The organism is Agromyces cucurbitae (assembly GCF_058349945.1).
In genome coordinates this window covers 488,887-505,453 of record NZ_JBYRES010000004.1, presented here as the reverse complement: position 1 = coordinate 505,453, position 16,567 = coordinate 488,887, and the positions used below count along the sequence as shown (strand labels likewise).

Genomic DNA, 16,567 nt, shown 5'->3' with positions numbered 1-16,567 from the left:
GCAAGCGCGTTCGCGGCGGACGTAGGCTGGAGCCATGAGCAACGAAGCCGTCATCGTCGACGTCGTACGCACCCCGGTCGGGCGCGGAAAGCCCGGCGGACTCCTCTCGGGCGTGCACCCCGTCGACCTGCTCGCGGGCGTGCTCGACGCGCTCGTGTCGCGCAGCGACCTCGATCCGGGGCTCGTCGACGACGTCATCGGCGGCTGCGTCAGCCAGATCGGCGAGCAGAGCTACAACGTGACCCGCAACGCGGTGCTCGCCGCGGGGTTCCCCGAGCACGTGCCCGGAACGACGATCGACCGCCAGTGCGGGTCGAGCCAGCAGGCGGCGACGTTCGCGGCGCAGGCGGTCATCTCGGGCAGCGCCGACATCGTGATCGCGTGCGGCGTCGAGTCGATGAGCCGCGTGCCGCTCGGTTCGAGCGCGGCGGGAGCCGACCCGTTCGGCTCGCGACTGCGCCATCGCTACCCCGAGGGGCTCGTGAACCAGGGCGTCTCGGCCGAGCTGATCGCCGCGAAGTGGCGGTTCTCGCGCGACGAGCTCGACGAGTTCTCGGCGCGCTCGCACGAGCTCGCCGCGGCCGCCACCGAGTCGGGCGCCTTCGCGACCGAGGTCGTGCCCGTGCCGGGCGTCGACGCGCTGAGCGACGAGACCGTGCGCCCCGGCACGAGCGTCGAATCGCTCGCGGGTCTCAACCCCGCCTTCCGCACCGACGCGCTCGCCGAGCGATTCCCCGACCTCGAGTGGCGGGTCACCCCGGGCAACTCGTCGCCGCTCACCGACGGGGCATCCGCCGCCCTCATCATGAGCGCCGAGCGCGCCTCGCAGCTCGGTCTCGCCCCGCGGGCGCGGTTCCGTGCGTTCTCGGTGGTCGGCAGCGATCCGCTCTACATGCTCACGGGTGTCATCCCGGCCACGGCGAAGGTACTCGAGCGGGCGGGGCTCAGCCACGACGACATCGACGCGTACGAGGTCAACGAGGCCTTCGCGTCGGTGCCGCTCGCGTGGCTCGCCGACACCGGGGCCGACCCCGCCAAGCTCAACCCCCGTGGCGGCGCGATCGCCCTCGGGCATGCGCTCGGATCGTCGGGCACCCGCCTGCTGACCACGCTCGTCAACCAGCTCGAGGCGACGGGCGGCCGCTACGGCCTGCAGACGATGTGCGAGGGCGGCGGCATGGCCAACGCCACGATCATCGAGCGCCTCTGACTCCGCACGCCTCGATCCCTCGACCGCTTCGAGTCGCCCGACCTCGCACCGACTCGGGCGACTCGACCGGAACTCCGTTCAGTCCCACCACGCACCCATCGCAGCGAGTCACCCAGCTCCGCACGGAGTCGGGCGACTCGATGAACACCTGAAAGGACCACACATGGAACTCAGCGGCGCATCCGCGGTCGTCACGGGCGGGGCCTCGGGCCTCGGCCGGGCGACGGCCCGTGCACTCATCGAGGGGGGCGCGTCGGTCGTGCTCGTCGACCTGCCCGGTCCGCGCGGCGAGGAGGCGGCGGCCGAGCTCGGCGATCGCGCGCGGTTCGTCGCGGCCGACGTCGCGAACGAGGCCGAGGTGCAGGCGGCGGTCGACGCGGCGTCGGCACTCGCGCCCCTGCGGGTCGCGGTCAACTGCGCCGGCATCGTGACGGCGAACCGCACGGTCGGCCGCGACGGCGCGGGCCCGCTCGACGCGTTCGAGCGCACGATCCGCGTCAACCTCATCGGCACCTTCAACGTGACCCGGCTCGCCGCCGCCGCGATGGCCGAGACCGAGCCGGTCACGGCCGCGGTGCCCGGCGGGCCCGCGACCGCCGAACGCGGAGTGATCATCAGCACCGCCTCCGTCGCCGCGTTCGACGGCCAGATCGGGCAGGCCGCCTACTCGGCGTCGAAGGCGGGTGTGGCGGGCATGACCCTGCCGATCGCGCGCGACCTGTCGAAGCTCCTCATCCGCGTGATGACGATCGCTCCCGGCATCTTCGAGACGCCGATGATGGCCGGCATGCCCGACGAGGTGCGCGCCTCGCTCGAGGCGCAGGTGCCGCACCCCTCGCGACTCGGCCACCCGACCGAGTACGCCGCGCTCGTGCGCTCGATCATCGCGAACCCGATGCTGAACGGCGAGGTGATCCGCCTCGACGGCGCGATCCGCATGCAGCCGAAGTAGGCCGGCGCCGCCCGGCCCCCGGGCACTCGCAGCGAACGGGGATGCCTCGAGCCGATCGATCGGCTCGAGGCATCCCCGTTCGTGATGAGGCGGCCGGGCGCCTCGGGTCAGGCGGCGGTGATGCGCTGCTGCGCTCGGGCCGCCTTGATGAAGCCGTCGACGACGTCCCATGCGGCGCCGGCGATGACGGCCACCACGGCGATCGGTGCGATGACGGCGCCCGCCTCGCCCCACGGCCAGCCGATCGCCTCGAGCGCGGCGGGGTTGAAGAGCTGCCCGGTCGTCCACAGCCAGAGCCCGGGCACCACCCACGCGACGCCGAGCACGAGGTTGAGGCTCGCGAGCCACCAGGTCCAGCCTCGGGCGTAGACGACGACCGCGAAGACGGCCTCGAGCACGATGAGCACGAGGAAGTACGGCAGCCAGAAGCTCCAGAGCGCCGGGTCGAGCAGGGGGATCGACGAGAGCGCGTCGACCCACGGCAGGCCGAACTGCTGCGCGACGAGGAGCACCCCGAAGATCGCGAGCAGCACGAGCGAGGCGACGAGGTCGGTGAGCCGGTTCGCGCGGCCGTCGTCGGCGATCTGCGGCAGCATCTCGGGCTTCCACTCGAGGTCGATGCCGCGCTGGCCGGCAGCGGCGGGCGTGCGTTCGAGGATGGCGAAGACGAGCGTCGTCCAGAATCCGAGGTGCACGGCGATCGAGAGCGCGCTCGCGACGGCGCTGCCGACCACCTCGTCGACCGGGGCGCCCGAGAGCAGCTGGCCGAGCGTGACGGCTGCCACCGCGATCGGCAGCACGACCGCGAGGAGGAACTTCAGCAACCGCCACCACACGAGGAAGTAGCGCGGCCCGATGAGCTGCAGCGGGCGGCCGATGTACTCGGCGGCGAGGGCGGCGGGATCGCCGAGCGCGGTCAGGGCCTCGTGCTCGGCGTCGGCCGGCGAGCGGCCATCGTCGACGAGTGCGTCGCTCGCGTCGCCGATGCGCTCGCGCAGCTCGCGCTCGAGCTCGGCGCGCTGCGCCTCGGGCACGCTGCGGCCGGCGGCCCAGACGTAGCGGTCGGTGAGAGTGTTGGCGGTCATGATTCGTCTCCGTCGGTGAGGCCGGCGAGCGCGTCGTCGATGCGTCGCCAGTCGGTCATGAGGGTGTCGGCGAGGTGCTCGCCGATCGTGCTCGTGCGGTAGAACTTGCGGGGTCTCGCCTCGTCGGTGTTCCACTCGCTCGTGAGCAGGCCCTGCTTCTCGAGCCGGCGCAGCAGCGGGTAGAGCGTGTTGGCGTCGACGAGGATGCCGAGCGAGTTGAGCGACTCGAGCAGGGCGTAGCCGTAGTCGGGCGTGCGCAGCCGCACGAGGCAGGCGAGCACGACGGTGCCGCGGCGCAGTTCTTGCAGGTGCCCGGCGGTCGTCTCATCGAGGTTCATGTCTCACACGATACTGTGTGACACACACTAATGCAAGAGAAACTTCATTGCGTGCGGATGCCCCGGGGTCGCAGCCCGGCGTCACGCCGGGTCCCGCCTGCCCACCCTCTGTGCCTCACGCGCACGCACGCCCGCCGCGTCGAGAGTGCAGTCGTCGCCCGTCGAGCGGGCGACGAGTGCACTTTCGTGGGGGCGTACACGGGCGAACGTCGAGAGTGCAGTCGCCGCCCGTCCAGTGGGCGACAAGTGCACCTTCGGTGGGGTGCGCGTAGGGGGGAACGTCGAGAGTGCAGTCGTCGCCCGTCTGGTGGGCGACGAGTGCACTCTCGGGGAGTCGTGTGCGCGCGAGTGCGAGTGCGAGTGCGAGTGTCGGCGACGGTGCCGGGCCTACTGCCCGGCGTGCGCCTCGAGGAACTCGTACACCGACGCGTCGTCGACGCCCGGGAAGGTGCCCGAGGGCAACGGCGAGAGCACGTGCGCGTGCAGTCGCGCGCTCGGCCAGGCCTGGCCGGCCCAGCGCTCCGCGAGCCCAGACGGTGCGCGGCGGCAGCACGCCTCGTCGGGGCACGTCGACACCGCGCGCACCGTGGTCTCGCGCCCGCGGAACCACTTCGCCTGCGCGAACGGCACGCCGACCGTGATCGAGAACTCCGTGGCATCCGTCCGGCCGGTCTGCGTCGCGCACCAGAACGTGCCCGCGGGGGTGTCGGTGTACTGGTAGTTCTCGGTGGTGCGGTTGGTGTGCTCGAACGCCGTGCGCGCGCTCCACTTCTTGCAGACCCACTGGCCCTCGATCGAGCCCGTGACGTCGGTCGGCAGTGGGAGGCCGTCGTTCTCGTAGCCCTTGAGCAGTGCGCCGTCGCCGTTCACCCGCAGGAAGTGCAGGGTCATGTCGAGGTGCTCGGTCGCGAGGTTCGTGAACCGCAGGGCGGCGGCCTCGTGCGTCACCCCGAACGCGTCGCGGAAGTCCTCGATCGCGAGCCGCTTCTCCTTCTTCGCCTCCTGCAGGAACGCGACCGACGCGTCCTGCGGCATGAGGCACGCCGCGGCGAAGTAGTTGATCTCGAGCCGCTGCCACAGGAACTCGTCGTAGCTCGCGGGCGGCGTGTGTCCGAGCAGGCGGTGGGCCATCGCCTGCAGGGCCATCGAGCGCAGGCCGTGCCCGCCGGGGATCGAGGCCGGCGGCAGGTAGATGCGTCCGTTCGCGAGGTCGGTGATCGAGCGGGTCGAGTCGGGCAGGTCGTCGACGTAGATGAGCTGGAACCCGAGCCGTTCGGCCATCACCCCCACCTCGCGGTGCGTCAGCGCGCCCGAGCGGTGGCCCGACGAGCGCACCTGCTCCTCGGCGAGGGCCTCGATGTCGGGCAGGTAGTTGTGCCGGGCGCGCATGCGTTCGCGCAGGTCGGTGTTGGCACGCCGTGCCTCTTCGGGCGTCGCGATCGCCTCTGACGCGCGCCGCTGCAATTCGCGGTGCAGGCCGACGATCGCCTCGAGGGTCTCGTCGGTGATGCCGCGCGAGGCCTTGATCGGCGGCAGGCCGAGGCTCGCGTAGAGCTGGCCGGTCTGCGCGCGGCCGAGCTCGAGCTCGAGGGCGGCGCGACGGCTCGGCGCCTCGCGCGAGAGCAGGTCGGAGAGCTCGACGCCGAGGGCCGCCGCGAGTGCGTCGAGCGTCGACAGCTTCGGCTCGCGCTTGCCGTTCTCGATGAGGGAGAGCTGGCTGCCGGCCATGCCGACGGCGTCGCCGAGCTGGTCGAGCGTGAGCCCGCGTTCGCCGCGGAAGTGGCGGATGCGGTGGCCGAGGGTCGCGAGATCGGGTGAGCCTGCCTTCATCCGTTAAGAATATCTAAAGATCCCAATTTCTTAACACCCGAAATGGTCACCGGGATGCCTCGAAACGGCGCATTCTGGAAACACGAACCGATCCGGCGCCGTGCCGGGCACCTTTTGGAAGGGACGACGATGACCATCTCCGGGCTCTCGACCGACACGGACGGCACCCAGTCGTACGGCGAAGGCCACGCGCAGCGCGGCACCACCGACCCGGCCCTTCGCGCCTGGGTCGACGAGATCGCCGGGCTCACCAAGCCCGACGCCGTCGTCTGGTGCGACGGCTCGCAGCACGAGGCCGACCTGCTCGAGCGCCAGCTCGTGGCCGAGGGCAAGCTCATCAAGCTCAACCCCGAGTGGCGTCCCAACAGCTACCTCGCCCGCACCGACCCCTCCGACGTCGCGCGCGTCGAGGACCGCACGTTCATCTGCTCGACCTACGAGGAGGACGCGGGCCCCACGAACAACTGGCGCGACCCGCGCGAGATGCGCGACGAGCTCACCGAGGTGTTCGACGGCTCGATGAAGGGCCGCACGATGTACGTCGTGCCGTTCTCGATGGGTCCGCTCGGCGGCCCGATCTCGCAGCTCGGCGTCGAGATCACCGACTCGCCCTACGTCGTGCTCTCGATGGGCATCATGACCCGCATGGGCGAGCAGGTGTACCGCCTCATCGAGGCCGGCGAGCCGTGGGTGCGCACCGTGCACTCGGTCGGCTACCCGCTCGTCGACGGCGTCGGCCACCGACGCGCCGAGATCGAGTGGCCCTGCAACGACACGAAGTACATCGTGCAGTTCCCCGACTCGCGCGAGATCTGGTCGTACGGCTCGGGCTACGGCGGCAACGCCCTGCTCGCCAAGAAGTGCTTCGCCCTGCGCATCGCGAGCGTGATGGCGCGCGACGAGGGCTGGCTGGCCGAGCACATGCTGCTCATCAAGATCACCTCGCCCGAGGGCAAGGCGTACCACGTGGCCGCCGCGTTCCCGTCGGCCTGCGGCAAGACGAACCTCGCGATGCTGCAGCCCACGATCCCCGGCTGGAAGGTCGAGACGATCGGCGACGACATCGCCTGGATGCGTCCCGGCGACGACGGCCGCCTCTACGCGATCAACCCCGAGGCCGGCTTCTTCGGCGTCGCGCCCGGCACGGGCGAGTCGACGAACCCGACGGCCGTGCAGACCCTCTGGGGCAACACGATCTTCACGAACGTGGCGCTCCGCCCCGACGGCGACGTCTGGTGGGAGGGCCTGACCGACGAGGTGCCCGAGGAGCTCACCGACTGGGAGGGCAACCACTGGACGCCCGCCTCGGGCCGCCCCGCCGCGCACCCGAACTCGCGCTTCACGGTCGCCGCCGCGCAGTGCCCGCAGATCTCCGACGACTGGGACGCCCACGACGGCGTGCCGATCGATGCGATCCTGTTCGGCGGGCGCCGCGCGACGAACGTGCCGCTCGTCGCCGAGGCGCGCTCGTGGAAGCACGGCGTGTTCATGGGCGCGACGATCTCGTCCGAGAAGACCGCCGCCGCCGAGGGCACCGTGGGCGAGCTGCGCCGCGACCCCTTCGCGATGCTGCCGTTCTGCGGGTACAACATGGCCGACTACTGGGGCCACTGGGTGAAGATGGGCCGCGTGCTCGGCCAGGGCGCGCCGAAGATCTTCCAGGTGAACTGGTTCCGCAAGGGTGCCGACGGCTCGTTCCTGTGGCCCGGGTTCGGCGAGAACTCGCGCGTGCTCGAGTGGATCGTCGGCCGTGTCGAGGGCACCGCCGACACCGTCGAGACGCCGATCGGCCTGCTGCCCGCGACCGATTCGCTCGACCTCGACGGCCTCGAGATCAGCGACGAGACGCTCGCGCAGCTCTTCGACGTCGACCGCGACTCGTGGCTCGCCGAGTGCGACCTCACCGAGGAGTACTTCGCGCAGTTCGGCGACCGCGTGCCCGCGGCGCTCAAGGCCGAGCTCTCGAGCCTGCGCTACCACCTCGAGCACGCCTCGGCGCCCGTCGCCGAGTAGTCGCTCGAGACCCGGTGCCTCGAAGGGGCGGATGCTTCCCCACGCCACTCCACACATCGCTTCGCGATGCGCGGAGCCTCCGGCGTGTGGGCCCAGGCATCCGCCCCTTCGCCGTCTCCGGCTCCGCGCCACGCGTCGCGCATCCGGCCCGCCCGGCGCCCTCGGGTCTAGCGTGTGCCGCAGGAGGGCGGCATGGAGTTCGGCCAGATCATCACGCGGGCGGGCGAGATCATCGACGCGATCGGCGTCATCGCGATCGTCGTCGGCGTGCTCTACGCCATGGTGGATGCCGCGATCCGGCGCATCCGCAACACGGGGCCGGCCTACGAACGGTTCCGGCGGGTGCTCGGCCGCGGCATCCTGATCGGCCTCGAACTGCTCGTCGCGGCCGACATCATCCGCACGGTGGCCGTGACGCCGACGCTCGAGTCGGTGGGCGTGCTCGGCATCATCGTGCTCATCCGGACGTTCCTGAGCTGGTCGCTCGCGGTCGAGATCACCGGGCGCTGGCCGTGGCAGCGCCCGCGTGCCGGGGACGGCGGTACGGAGGGCGAGGCCGGCGACGTCGAGCGGGCGGCCGCGCCCACGCGGTGAGGCGGCGACGTCTCGCGCTCGTCGCGACTGGCCCGGCTAGACTCACCGGATGGCGCGCTTCGTGGTCGTGCTGCCGCTCTCGCCGCTCACCGTCGGCGACGAGTTCACGGTCGCGCAGTGGCCGTTGCACGTGACCCTCGTGGAGCCGTTCGAGACCGAGCTCGACGCCGAGGCGCTCGGCGCCGTGCTCGCGGCGGTCGCCGGCACCGGCGAGCGACGGCCGATCTCGGTCGCGGTCGGCGACGACGCGATGTTCGGCCCGCGTCGCGACATCCTCGTCTCGCTCGTGCGCGACGGCGGCGAGATCGCAGCCCTGCGCGCCGCGGCGATCGCGGCGCTGCGCGGGCTCGGCATCGATCTCGTGCGCATGCGTCCCGACTTCCGCCCGCACGTCACCGCGAAGCGGCACGGGCGGGTGCACCGCGGCGACCGCCTCGACCTCGCGGCGGTCGCGCTCGTGCGGCTCCGCCCGCCGGAGACCTCGCACCACGGCCGGATCATCGGGGTGTGGCCGTTGGACGGGGCCGCGGCGGGCGGAGACTGAGGTCGGGGCGCCGGCTCAGTCGACCGTGTGCGGGTCGTCGAGGTGGCCGATGACGCGCAGCACCGCGGCGGGCGCGTAGCGGAACTCGACCGTGCCGCTCGCACCGGGCTCGGCCGGGCCGACCCACGTGCTCGATCCCTCGTGCAGGCGCACCCATCCGTCTTCGAAGAGCACGTCGGTGCCGATGACGAAGGCCATCGCGGGCGTCTCGCCCTGGCGCACGGCGATCGAGCCCTCGAACACCTGCGACGCCTGGGCGTCGACCTCGGCGCGGGCCTGCACGCCGACGAGCGGGCGGGCGATCGGCGTCGCGAATCCGGGCGCCTGGAAGGGGCTCTGCTTGGCGGCGTCGGCGACGATGCCGAAGTTGACGCTCGTCGAGACGAGGCTGAGCGACGCCTGCCCGTCGAGCACGAGACGGCTCGAGACGCTGAACCGGTAGTACAGCCGGCCCGACTCGCGGGCGGGCGGCAGCACCGCCGCGCTCGCCCAGTTGCGCGACCACGCGAGCGGGCCGCGGTCGGCGTCGTGCTTGGGCGGGTCGTAGAGGCTCGCGGTGAGCCGCACCGAGCCGTCGGCGCGGGTCGGCGCCGACTTGAGCGAGCTGCGGCCGCGGTCGTCGTCGGGCATGACGTCGCGCACGGGGGTGAAGGCGGGAAGCTCGACGGGTTCCCAGTGGCGCAGCCAGCCCTGGATGGCCGACTGCACCCGGTCGAACGAGTTGCCGAGGCCGGTGCGGCGAGTCGCCGTCGAGTCGGCGCCGGCTTCGGGCAGGTCGTCGATGAGGCCGACGGGGATACCGTCGAAGGGGTCGAGGTCGCGTGCGGTGGGCACGGTCGCGATGGTCATGGCGGGTCCTCCAGGGGGCGTGGGCTCGGGGCATCCGCGATCGGATGCGATGCCTCCACGCTAGGAAGATCGTCGCGCCGGGCCATCCGAGTGAGCACTGAGGTTCGCTCGGGCAGGCCCTGAGCCCGCAGGGACCGGATGCCCCGTGGCGGACGCCTCGCGGGCGCCGGCCACGAGTCCGCGTCGCCGGCTCAGACGAGCAGCTGGTGCTCGGCGAGCTCGCGGTAGAGCGGCACCGATGCGACGAGCTCGCCGTGCGTGCCTTCGCCGATGACGCGGCCGTCGTCGAGCACGACGATGCGGTCGGAGTCGATCACCGTCGAGAGCCGGTGCGCGATCACGATGAGCGTGCGACCCGCGGCCACCGCGTCGATCGCCTCGCGCATCATGCGCTCGTTGACGCCGTCGAGCGACGAGGTCGACTCGTCGAGCAGCAGGATCGGGGGAGCGGCGAGGAGCGCCCGTGCGATGGCGAGCCGCTGCCGCTCGCCGCCCGAGAGCATGATGCCGTCGTCGCCCACCGCCGCGCCGAGGCCCGCGGGGTCGCGGTCGAGCACGGCCCCGAGGTTGACCGCGCGCAGCACGTGCTCGCACTCGGCGTCGGTCGCATCGGGCGAACCGAGCAGCAGGTTGTCGCGCAGCGTGCCGGCGAGCACGGGCGCGTCCTGCTCGACGTAGCCGATCTGCGCGCGGAGCTCACGGCGATCGATCGAGCGCAGGTCGAGCCCGCCCATGCGCACGGCGCCGACCGACGGGTCGTAGAACCGCTCGATGAGGGCGAGGATCGTCGACTTGCCCGCGCCCGACGGGCCGACGAGCGCGATGCGCTGTCCGCGCGGCACGTCGAACGAGACGCCGCGCAGCACGGGCTGGCGTTCGGTGACGTTCGGCTCGGGCAGGTGCTCGTCGGGGGAGTCGTTCGCCGGGTCGGCCGGGTCCTGCCGGGTCGACGCGTACGCGAAGTGCACGTCGTCGAAGGCGACGGCGGGAGCGTCGGGCAGCAGGCCCTCGTTGGCGTCGCCGACGATGAGCGCGCGGGGCGCGAGCTCGCGGTCGTGCTCGTCTTCATCGGGCAGGTCGAGGATCTCCTGGATGCGGCCGAGCGCGCCGAGCGCCGCGTTGACCGACGTGATCGCGCCGAACGCCTGGCCGAGCGGCAGGATCATCATGAACAGGAACAGGATGAACGCGACGAGGTTCGCGACCGTGATCGCGCCCGACGCGACGCGGTAGCCGCCGACGCCGAGCACGACGAGGAACGACACCTGCATCGCGATGCCCGCGATCGGCACGATGAGCGCCGAGATCTTCGCCACCTGCACGCCCATGCGCCACGCGCCCTCGGCCTCGCCCTCGACGGCCGCGACCTCGCGATCGGTCGCGCCCGCGGCGCGGATGGTGCGCACGGCGCCGATGGCCCGCTCGACGCTGGCCGCGACATCGCCGACCTTCGCCTGCGCCGCGTGCGAGGCCTCGCGCACCCGCTGCGAGAGGAGCGTGACGGTCGTGATCGCGATGGCGACGACGAGCACGGTCAGCCCGAGCAGCACGGGGTCGAGGATGAGCATTGCGATGAGCGCGCCGACGAAGGTCACGGTGCCGCCGATGGCCTCGACGAGGCCCTGCGTGAGCACGGCGCGCAGCATCGTGGTGTCGCTGCCGACGCGCGAGACGAGGTCGCCCGTGCGGCGGGTGTCGAACTCGGCGATGGGCAGGTTGAGCAGCTTCGAGATGAGCTTCTTGCGACTCGAGAGCACGACGCCCTCGCCCGTGCGCTGCAGCAGGTAGTGCTGGTAGCCCGAGATGACGCCCGAGACGACGACGAGGGCGATGAGCGCCCAGACGATGCCGTTCAGCGGGTCGCCGGCCTCGACCGTGTTGATGACGCGGCCGACGAGCAGCGGCTGGGCGAGGCTCGCGAGGGCGCCGACGACCGACAGCACCGCGACCCAGATGAGCACCGGTCGGTGCTCGAAGATGAACGGCAGCAGCTGGCGGAACGTCGCTCGCGGACCGGCCGGCTGCTCGCCTCGGCGGCCGAATGGGGAGGTGCGGGCGGCGCGGGCGTCCGGTCGGGCGGGCCGTGCGCCGGTTCGGCGCGATTCGCGTTCGGATCGGCGGGTGGGGGTCTCGCTGGTGCTCATGCTCACTTCCTGACGACGGGGGCGACCGGGATGCCTCGCGCCCCCGTCGCTCGCGCCATCGCCGCCTTGCAGCCTAACCGGCTCAGCTGCGCCCGTACTTCTTGTGCACAGCCTGCTTCGACACTTCGAGGGCGAGGGCGATGAGCTGCCAGCTCGATCCGGCGGCGCGGGCACGGCGGACCGCGACGGCCTCGGCGCGGTCGAGCTCGCGGTCGAGCTCGATGCGCACGCGGCGGATCTCGCGGAGCGCGCGATAGGGATCATCGCCGTCGGCGGCGGCGATCGCGGTGCGGAGGGTGCGGTCATCCATGCCGTCAACCGTAGTTGACGAAATGGGAGACGTCAACCACGGTTGACCTGATGCGCGGAGGCGCCCGGGGCGGCGATGACCCGGGCGGCGGCCGCGTGGCCCGCGAGCGCGGCCTCGACGCTCGTCGCACCGGCGAGCATCGCGGCGAGGAATCCCGCGGCGAACGCGTCGCCGGCGCCGGTGAGGTCGCGGGCGCCGGGCACGGGGGCGACGGGGATCTCGGCGACGAGGCCGCCGTGGTCGAACACCTGCGTCGGCTCGGGGCCGTGCTTCACCACGGTCGTCGCGGCGATCGACGCCGCGCTCGCCGACGCCCCTGATCCGATTCCGAGCAGGGCCGCCTCGGTCTCGTTCGCGAAGAGTACGTCGGGCGCGAGCGAGGCGTAGAGATCGAGCACCTGCGGCACCCCGAGTCCGGTGAGCAGCCCCGTCGACGACGCGTCGATCGAGACGCCCGCACCTCGTCGTCGCGCGTCGGCGATCAGCGCGAGCACGGCCGACCGCGCGGGTTCGCGCTCGAACCCGTAGCTCGGCACGTGCAGCCAGTCGACGCCGTCGAGCCAGGCGGGGTCGACCTGCGCGAGCCCGGCCGACGCCCCCCGGTCGGGGAACATCGTGCGCTCGCCGTCGGGGTCGACGATCACGACGACCGCGCCCGTCGTGCCACGACGCTGCACGAGGACCTCGGCACCGCTCCCCTCGAGTGCGCCGACGAGGGCATCGCCCGCCGCGTCGACACCGACGCAGCCGATGAAGCGCGTCGCGACGAGCGGCGCCGCGAGGGCGGCGACGTTCGCCGCGCTGCCGCCCCGGGTGCGGAACACGCTCGCGGCCGTGTCGGTGCCGTGCCGCACCGGCTCGGACGCCCAGACGACGATGTCCTCGACGAGATCGCCGACGACCGCGAGGCGCGGCGAGCCCGAAGCCTCGGCCCGGTCAGCCGGCGAGCTCACGCGCGATCTCCGCTCCGAGCGCGACGTTCGCCCGGTAGAGCTCGAGGTTGACCTCGAGGCTGCGGCCGCCCGTCTCCCGCTGGAACCGGTCGAGCAGGAACGGCGTCGTGTCATGGCCGGTCACCCCCTCGGCCTCGGCCGCCGCGAGCGCCGCTTCGAGCACCCGGTCGTGCAGCGCGGGGTCGAGCTGCCGATCGGCGGCGACCGGGTTCGCGACGAGCACCGCGGCCCGCTGGCCGAACTCGTCGCGCGCCCGCGCGAGCCCGGCGGCCTCGGCGGGGGAGTCGACCCGGTAGTCGAGCGCGAAGCCCGAGTCGGCGATCGTGAACCCCGGAAACCGGTGGGTGCGGTAGCCCACGAGCGGGACGCCCAGGGTCTCGAGCCGTTCGAGCGTCGCGCCGATGTCGAGGATCGACTTGACCCCCGCACTCACGAGCGTGATCGGCGTCTCGGCGAGCACGGGCAGGTCGGCCGACTCGTCGAAGCTCTCGCCCGCCCCGCGGTGCACGCCGCCGAGCCCGCCCGTCGACATGACCCGGATGCCCGCGCGGTGCGCGAGCCAGGCGGTCGCGGCGACCGTGGTGCCGGCGTCGAGCCGCTTCGCCCGGGCGATCGGCAGGTCGCGCACGCTCGCCTTGACGACGCCGTCGGTCGCGCAGAGGTGCTCGATCTCGTCGGCGGTGAGGCCGACGACCGCGACGCCGCCGATCACGCCGATGGTCGCCGGCACGACGCCGGCCGCCCGCACCTCGGCCTCGCTGCGCAGCCCCACCTCGAGGTTGCGGGGCCGTGGCAGCCCGTGCGTGAGGATCGTCGACTCGAGCGCGAGCACCGGGCGGCCCGCCGCGAGCGCGGCGCGCACGTCGTCGGAGACGCGGATGGCGGGCCCCGTCGGAGCGACGGGAGGGGAGGGCGGCACGTCGGCGGGCATGGGGCCATGCTAGGGGCGCGGTGCGACAACCCGGCGGATGCCCCGCCAGCGGCATCCCCTCGCCGCCGTCGGTGCCGCCCGCTAGCGTGGAGTACCGTGCCAGCACCCGTCATCGTCGCCCGCGACCTCGTCAAACGCTACGGCGACTTCGCCGCCGTCGACGGCATCTCGTTCGAGGTGGCGCCGGGCGAGTCGTTCGGCCTGCTCGGCCCCAACGGCGCGGGCAAGTCGACCACGATGCGCATGGTCGGGGCGGTCTCGACCCGCACCGACGGCGAACTCTCGATCCTCGGGCTCGACCCCGACCGGCACGGCCCCGAGATCCGGTCGCAGCTCGGCGTCGTGCCGCAGGCCGACAACCTCGACACCGAGCTGCGCGTGCGCGAGAACCTGCTCGTCTACGGCCGGTACTTCGGCCTGCCGCGCCGGCTCGTCGCCGGGCGCGCCGACGAGCTGCTCGCCTTCGCGCAGCTCGAGGAGAAGGGCAAGGCCCGCGTCGAGGCCCTCTCCGGCGGCATGAAGCGCCGCCTCACGATCGCCCGCGCGCTCATCAACGACCCGCGCATCCTGCTGCTCGACGAGCCGACGACCGGGCTCGACCCGCAGGCGCGGCACATCCTCTGGGATCGCCTGTTCCGGCTTAAGGAGCAGGGCACGACCCTCGTGCTCACGACGCACTACATGGACGAGGCCGAGCAGCTGTGCGACCGGCTCGTCGTCGTCGACAAGGGCACGATCATGGCCGAGGGCACTCCGGCCGAGCTCATCCGCCGGTACTCGTCGCGCGAGGTGCTCGAGGTGCGCTTCGGCTCCGACCGCAACGCCGAGGTCGCCGGCCGGCTCGCCGGCATCGGCGATCGACTCGAGGTGCTGCCCGACCGCATCCTCGTCTACAGCGAGAACGGCGAGTCCGAGCTCGAGCGCATCACCGACGCGGGGCTGCACCCGCTCACGAGCCTCGTGCGGCGCTCGAGCCTCGAAGACGTCTTCCTCCGGCTCACGGGGCGGAGCCTCATCGAATGAGCGAGACCGACCGCAACCCCGGTGCCGGGGGCTGGGATGCCTCCGGCCCCGCCGGCGCGGCCCGTGCGGCCGTCGACGCCGATGCGGTCGGCGCCGAGGCGCGCGCGGCGATCGCCGGCGGCATCCGGCCCCGCCGTTTCGGTGCCTGGTACGTCGCCGAGCACCGGTTCCTCGTCATGCGGTCGTACCTGCAGACGGTCATCGCGACGGGCATCGGCAACCCCGTCATCTACCTCTACGCGATGGGCGTCGGCCTCGCGACGATCGTCGACCAGAACGTCGGTGCCGCCGGTGTCGACGGCGTCGGCTACCTCGCGTTCGTCGCGCCCGCACTGCTCGCGAGCGCGGCGGTCACGGTGGCGACCGAGGAGTTCACGTACCCGGTCATGCTCGGCTACAAGTGGAACCCCGTCTACTTCGGCATGAACGCGTCGCCGCTGCGGCCCGCGCAGATCGTCGACGGGGTCGTCATCTCCGTCGCCGTGCGCATGCTCGTCACGTGCGTCATCTACTTCGGATTCATGCTGCTGTTCGGGGCGGTGCCGTCGCCGCTCGGGTTCCTCGCGATCTTCGCGTCGCTGCTGTGCGGGCTCGCGTTCGGCACGGTCGTCATGGCCTACGCCTCGACGCTCGAGGAGGACACGGGCCAGCTCGCGATGCTCATGCGGTTCGTCGTGCTGCCGATGACGCTGTTCTCGGGCACGTTCTTCCCGCTCGACGAGTTCCCCGTCTGGCTGCAGTGGATCGGCTGGATCTCGCCGCTCTGGCACGGCACCGAGCTCGGCCGGGTGTTCACCTACGGGTACGACGAGCCGATCTGGCTCACCGTCGTGCACGTGCTCTACCTCTCGGCCTGGCTCGTCGTCGGCTGGGCGTGCTCCCGCCGCATCGCCGCGAGGAGGCTGAACCGATGACGTCGACCCGACTCGACCGCCCGGGCGGCGGCCCGGTGCCCGGTGCGCGGCCGGCCCGTTCGCTCTACGCGGGCAATGCCCGTTCGGTGATGTTCCGCGGCTGGCGCGCGACGCGGAGCACGAACTGGCTCGTGATGCTGTCGGGCCTGTTCGAGCCCATCTTCTACCTGCTGTCGATGGGGCTCGGACTCGGCGCCCTCGTCGGCACCGTCACGACCGCGAACGGCACCGAGGTGCCCTACGCGGCGTTCATCGCGCCCGCGCTGCTCGCCGTCGCGGCGATGAACGGCGCGATCTACGACTCGACCTGGAACGTCTTCTTCAAGATGCAGTTCGCGAAGCTCTACGAAGGCATGCTCGCGACCTCGCTCGGCCCGCTCGATGTCGCGCTCGGCGAGATCCTGCTCGCGCTCGCCCGCGGCGGGCTCTACGCGGTCGGATTCCAGCTCGTCATGCAGGTGCTGGGCCTCAACCTCTCGTGGTGGGCACTGCTCGCGGTGCCCGCCGTGCTGCTCATCGCGTTCGGGTTCGCGAGCCTCGGCATGGCGGTCACGAGCTACATGAAGACGTTCCAGCAGATGGACTGGATCAACTTCGTGCTGCTGCCGATGTTCCTGTTCTCGGCGACGTTCTACCCGATCACGGTCTACCCCGAGTGGCTGCAACGCGTCGTCGAGGCGCTGCCGCTCTGGCACGGCGTCGAACTCGTGCGCGGGCTCACCACCGGCGAGGTCGACTGGGCGATGCTCTGGCACGTGCTCTACTACGTCGTCATGATCGCGATCGGCGTCACGTTCACGACGCGGCGGCTGAAGGCGCTCTTCCTCGCCTGACGGCGGAGTCACTGTTGCCGCGTGTGACACGGGCCCGCGACATC

The 16,567-nt window shown here is 72.2% G+C and carries 16 protein-coding genes; 8 read left to right on the top strand and 8 right to left on the bottom strand.

Annotation, left to right across the window (positions count from 1 at the left end):
* The first annotated feature begins 34 nt into the window (after positions 1-34).
* On the top strand, positions 35-1,210 hold the full coding sequence (locus tag AC3RJ6_RS16795) for a thiolase family protein (protein ID WP_491428251.1): 1,176 nt from the start codon (positions 35-37) through the stop codon (positions 1,208-1,210).
* Between the two features lie 163 nt (positions 1,211-1,373).
* The gene (locus AC3RJ6_RS16790) at positions 1,374-2,162 is read left to right on the top strand and encodes an SDR family NAD(P)-dependent oxidoreductase (RefSeq protein ID WP_491428250.1); all 789 of its coding nucleotides are present in this window, start codon (positions 1,374-1,376) and stop codon (positions 2,160-2,162) included.
* A 107-nt stretch (positions 2,163-2,269) separates the two neighbouring features.
* Here the strand turns inward: AC3RJ6_RS16790 and AC3RJ6_RS16785 are convergent, their stop codons facing one another.
* The 3 genes from AC3RJ6_RS16785 to AC3RJ6_RS16775 all read right to left on the bottom strand — a co-directional run bounded on the left by AC3RJ6_RS16785 (position 2,270) and on the right by AC3RJ6_RS16775 (position 5,415).
* Positions 2,270-3,247 carry a permease prefix domain 1-containing protein gene (locus AC3RJ6_RS16785; protein ID WP_491428249.1) on the bottom strand — a complete coding sequence of 326 codons (978 nt, stop codon included), beginning with the start codon at positions 3,245-3,247 and terminating at the stop codon, positions 2,270-2,272.
* Positions 3,244-3,585, bottom strand: a complete 342-nt coding sequence (locus tag AC3RJ6_RS16780; RefSeq protein ID WP_491428248.1) for a PadR family transcriptional regulator — start codon at positions 3,583-3,585, stop codon at positions 3,244-3,246. The genes AC3RJ6_RS16785 and AC3RJ6_RS16780 overlap by 4 nt, the downstream gene beginning before the upstream one ends.
* 387 nt (positions 3,586-3,972) lie before the next feature.
* On the bottom strand, positions 3,973-5,415 hold the full coding sequence (locus tag AC3RJ6_RS16775; protein WP_491428247.1) for a helix-turn-helix domain-containing protein: 1,443 nt from the start codon (positions 5,413-5,415) through the stop codon (positions 3,973-3,975).
* Positions 5,416-5,544: 129 nt separating this feature from the next.
* On the opposite strand from AC3RJ6_RS16775, the gene AC3RJ6_RS16770 reads away from it, so the two are divergent.
* The 3 genes from AC3RJ6_RS16770 to AC3RJ6_RS16760 all read left to right on the top strand — a co-directional run bounded on the left by AC3RJ6_RS16770 (position 5,545) and on the right by AC3RJ6_RS16760 (position 8,566).
* Positions 5,545-7,428: a phosphoenolpyruvate carboxykinase (GTP) gene (locus AC3RJ6_RS16770; protein WP_491428246.1), complete on the top strand. Its 1,884-nt coding sequence runs from the start codon at positions 5,545-5,547 to the stop codon at positions 7,426-7,428.
* A 192-nt stretch (positions 7,429-7,620) separates the two neighbouring features.
* The gene (locus AC3RJ6_RS16765; RefSeq protein WP_491428245.1) at positions 7,621-8,022 is read left to right on the top strand and encodes a DUF1622 domain-containing protein; all 402 of its coding nucleotides are present in this window, start codon (positions 7,621-7,623) and stop codon (positions 8,020-8,022) included.
* 49 nt (positions 8,023-8,071) lie between these two features.
* Positions 8,072-8,566: a 2'-5' RNA ligase family protein gene (locus AC3RJ6_RS16760; protein WP_491428244.1), complete on the top strand. Its 495-nt coding sequence runs from the start codon at positions 8,072-8,074 to the stop codon at positions 8,564-8,566.
* Positions 8,567-8,581: 15 nt separating this feature from the next.
* On the opposite strand, the gene AC3RJ6_RS16755 is transcribed toward AC3RJ6_RS16760, so the two are convergent.
* From AC3RJ6_RS16755 to AC3RJ6_RS16735, 5 genes are all read right to left on the bottom strand, one after another.
* On the bottom strand, positions 8,582-9,415 hold the full coding sequence (locus tag AC3RJ6_RS16755; RefSeq protein ID WP_491428243.1) for a hypothetical protein: 834 nt from the start codon (positions 9,413-9,415) through the stop codon (positions 8,582-8,584).
* 191 nt (positions 9,416-9,606) lie between these two features.
* Complete coding sequence (locus tag AC3RJ6_RS16750) at positions 9,607-11,559, bottom strand: ABC transporter ATP-binding protein (protein WP_491428242.1); 1,953 nt, start codon at positions 11,557-11,559, stop codon at positions 9,607-9,609.
* A gap of 82 nt (positions 11,560-11,641) precedes the next feature.
* Positions 11,642-11,869 (bottom strand): hypothetical protein, encoded by a 228-nt coding sequence (locus AC3RJ6_RS16745; protein WP_491428241.1) that lies wholly within the window; start codon positions 11,867-11,869, stop codon positions 11,642-11,644.
* 32 nt (positions 11,870-11,901) lie between these two features.
* A complete protein-coding gene (locus AC3RJ6_RS16740; RefSeq protein ID WP_491428240.1) occupies positions 11,902-12,822 on the bottom strand; it encodes a carbohydrate kinase family protein in 921 nt (306 codons plus the stop codon).
* Positions 12,806-13,753 carry a pseudouridine-5'-phosphate glycosidase gene (locus tag AC3RJ6_RS16735; RefSeq protein WP_491428239.1) on the bottom strand — a complete coding sequence of 316 codons (948 nt, stop codon included), beginning with the start codon at positions 13,751-13,753 and terminating at the stop codon, positions 12,806-12,808. Before AC3RJ6_RS16735 ends, AC3RJ6_RS16740 begins: the two co-directional genes overlap by 17 nt.
* A gap of 96 nt (positions 13,754-13,849) precedes the next feature.
* Here AC3RJ6_RS16735 and AC3RJ6_RS16730 point away from each other — a divergent pair, with 96 nt between their 5' ends.
* From AC3RJ6_RS16730 to AC3RJ6_RS16720, 3 genes are read left to right on the top strand one after another with little or no spacing between them, the layout of a single operon-like run.
* Positions 13,850-14,776 carry an ABC transporter ATP-binding protein gene (locus tag AC3RJ6_RS16730; protein ID WP_491428238.1) on the top strand — a complete coding sequence of 309 codons (927 nt, stop codon included), beginning with the start codon at positions 13,850-13,852 and terminating at the stop codon, positions 14,774-14,776.
* On the top strand, positions 14,773-15,690 hold the full coding sequence (locus AC3RJ6_RS16725; protein WP_491428237.1) for an ABC transporter permease: 918 nt from the start codon (positions 14,773-14,775) through the stop codon (positions 15,688-15,690). The genes AC3RJ6_RS16730 and AC3RJ6_RS16725 overlap by 4 nt, the downstream gene beginning before the upstream one ends.
* Complete coding sequence (locus tag AC3RJ6_RS16720) at positions 15,687-16,523, top strand: ABC transporter permease (RefSeq protein ID WP_491428236.1); 837 nt, start codon at positions 15,687-15,689, stop codon at positions 16,521-16,523. The genes AC3RJ6_RS16725 and AC3RJ6_RS16720 overlap by 4 nt, the downstream gene beginning before the upstream one ends.
* Positions 16,524-16,567: the final 44 nt, after the last annotated feature.

Bases quoted from the DNA above. Each gene is read 5' to 3' on its own strand.
- AC3RJ6_RS16775 (WP_491428247.1), bottom strand. From the start codon at position 5,415: ATGAAGGCAGGCTCACCCGATCTCGCGACCCTCGGCCACCGCATCCGC.
- AC3RJ6_RS16745 (WP_491428241.1), bottom strand. From the start codon at position 11,869: ATGGATGACCGCACCCTCCGCACCGCGATCGCCGCCGCCGACGGCGAT.
- AC3RJ6_RS16790 (WP_491428250.1), top strand. From the start codon at position 1,374: ATGGAACTCAGCGGCGCATCCGCGGTCGTCACGGGCGGGGCCTCGGGC.
- AC3RJ6_RS16785 (WP_491428249.1), bottom strand. From the start codon at position 3,247: ATGACCGCCAACACTCTCACCGACCGCTACGTCTGGGCCGCCGGCCGC.
- AC3RJ6_RS16755 (WP_491428243.1), bottom strand. From the start codon at position 9,415: ATGACCATCGCGACCGTGCCCACCGCACGCGACCTCGACCCCTTCGAC.
- AC3RJ6_RS16750 (WP_491428242.1), bottom strand. From the start codon at position 11,559: ATGAGCACCAGCGAGACCCCCACCCGCCGATCCGAACGCGAATCGCGC.
- AC3RJ6_RS16795 (WP_491428251.1), top strand. From the start codon at position 35: ATGAGCAACGAAGCCGTCATCGTCGACGTCGTACGCACCCCGGTCGGG.
- AC3RJ6_RS16725 (WP_491428237.1), top strand. From the start codon at position 14,773: ATGAGCGAGACCGACCGCAACCCCGGTGCCGGGGGCTGGGATGCCTCC.
- AC3RJ6_RS16735 (WP_491428239.1), bottom strand. From the start codon at position 13,753: ATGCCCGCCGACGTGCCGCCCTCCCCTCCCGTCGCTCCGACGGGGCCC.
- AC3RJ6_RS16720 (WP_491428236.1), top strand. From the start codon at position 15,687: ATGACGTCGACCCGACTCGACCGCCCGGGCGGCGGCCCGGTGCCCGGT.
- AC3RJ6_RS16760 (WP_491428244.1), top strand. From the start codon at position 8,072: ATGGCGCGCTTCGTGGTCGTGCTGCCGCTCTCGCCGCTCACCGTCGGC.
- AC3RJ6_RS16770 (WP_491428246.1), top strand. From the start codon at position 5,545: ATGACCATCTCCGGGCTCTCGACCGACACGGACGGCACCCAGTCGTAC.
- AC3RJ6_RS16780 (WP_491428248.1), bottom strand. From the start codon at position 3,585: ATGAACCTCGATGAGACGACCGCCGGGCACCTGCAAGAACTGCGCCGC.
- AC3RJ6_RS16765 (WP_491428245.1), top strand. From the start codon at position 7,621: ATGGAGTTCGGCCAGATCATCACGCGGGCGGGCGAGATCATCGACGCG.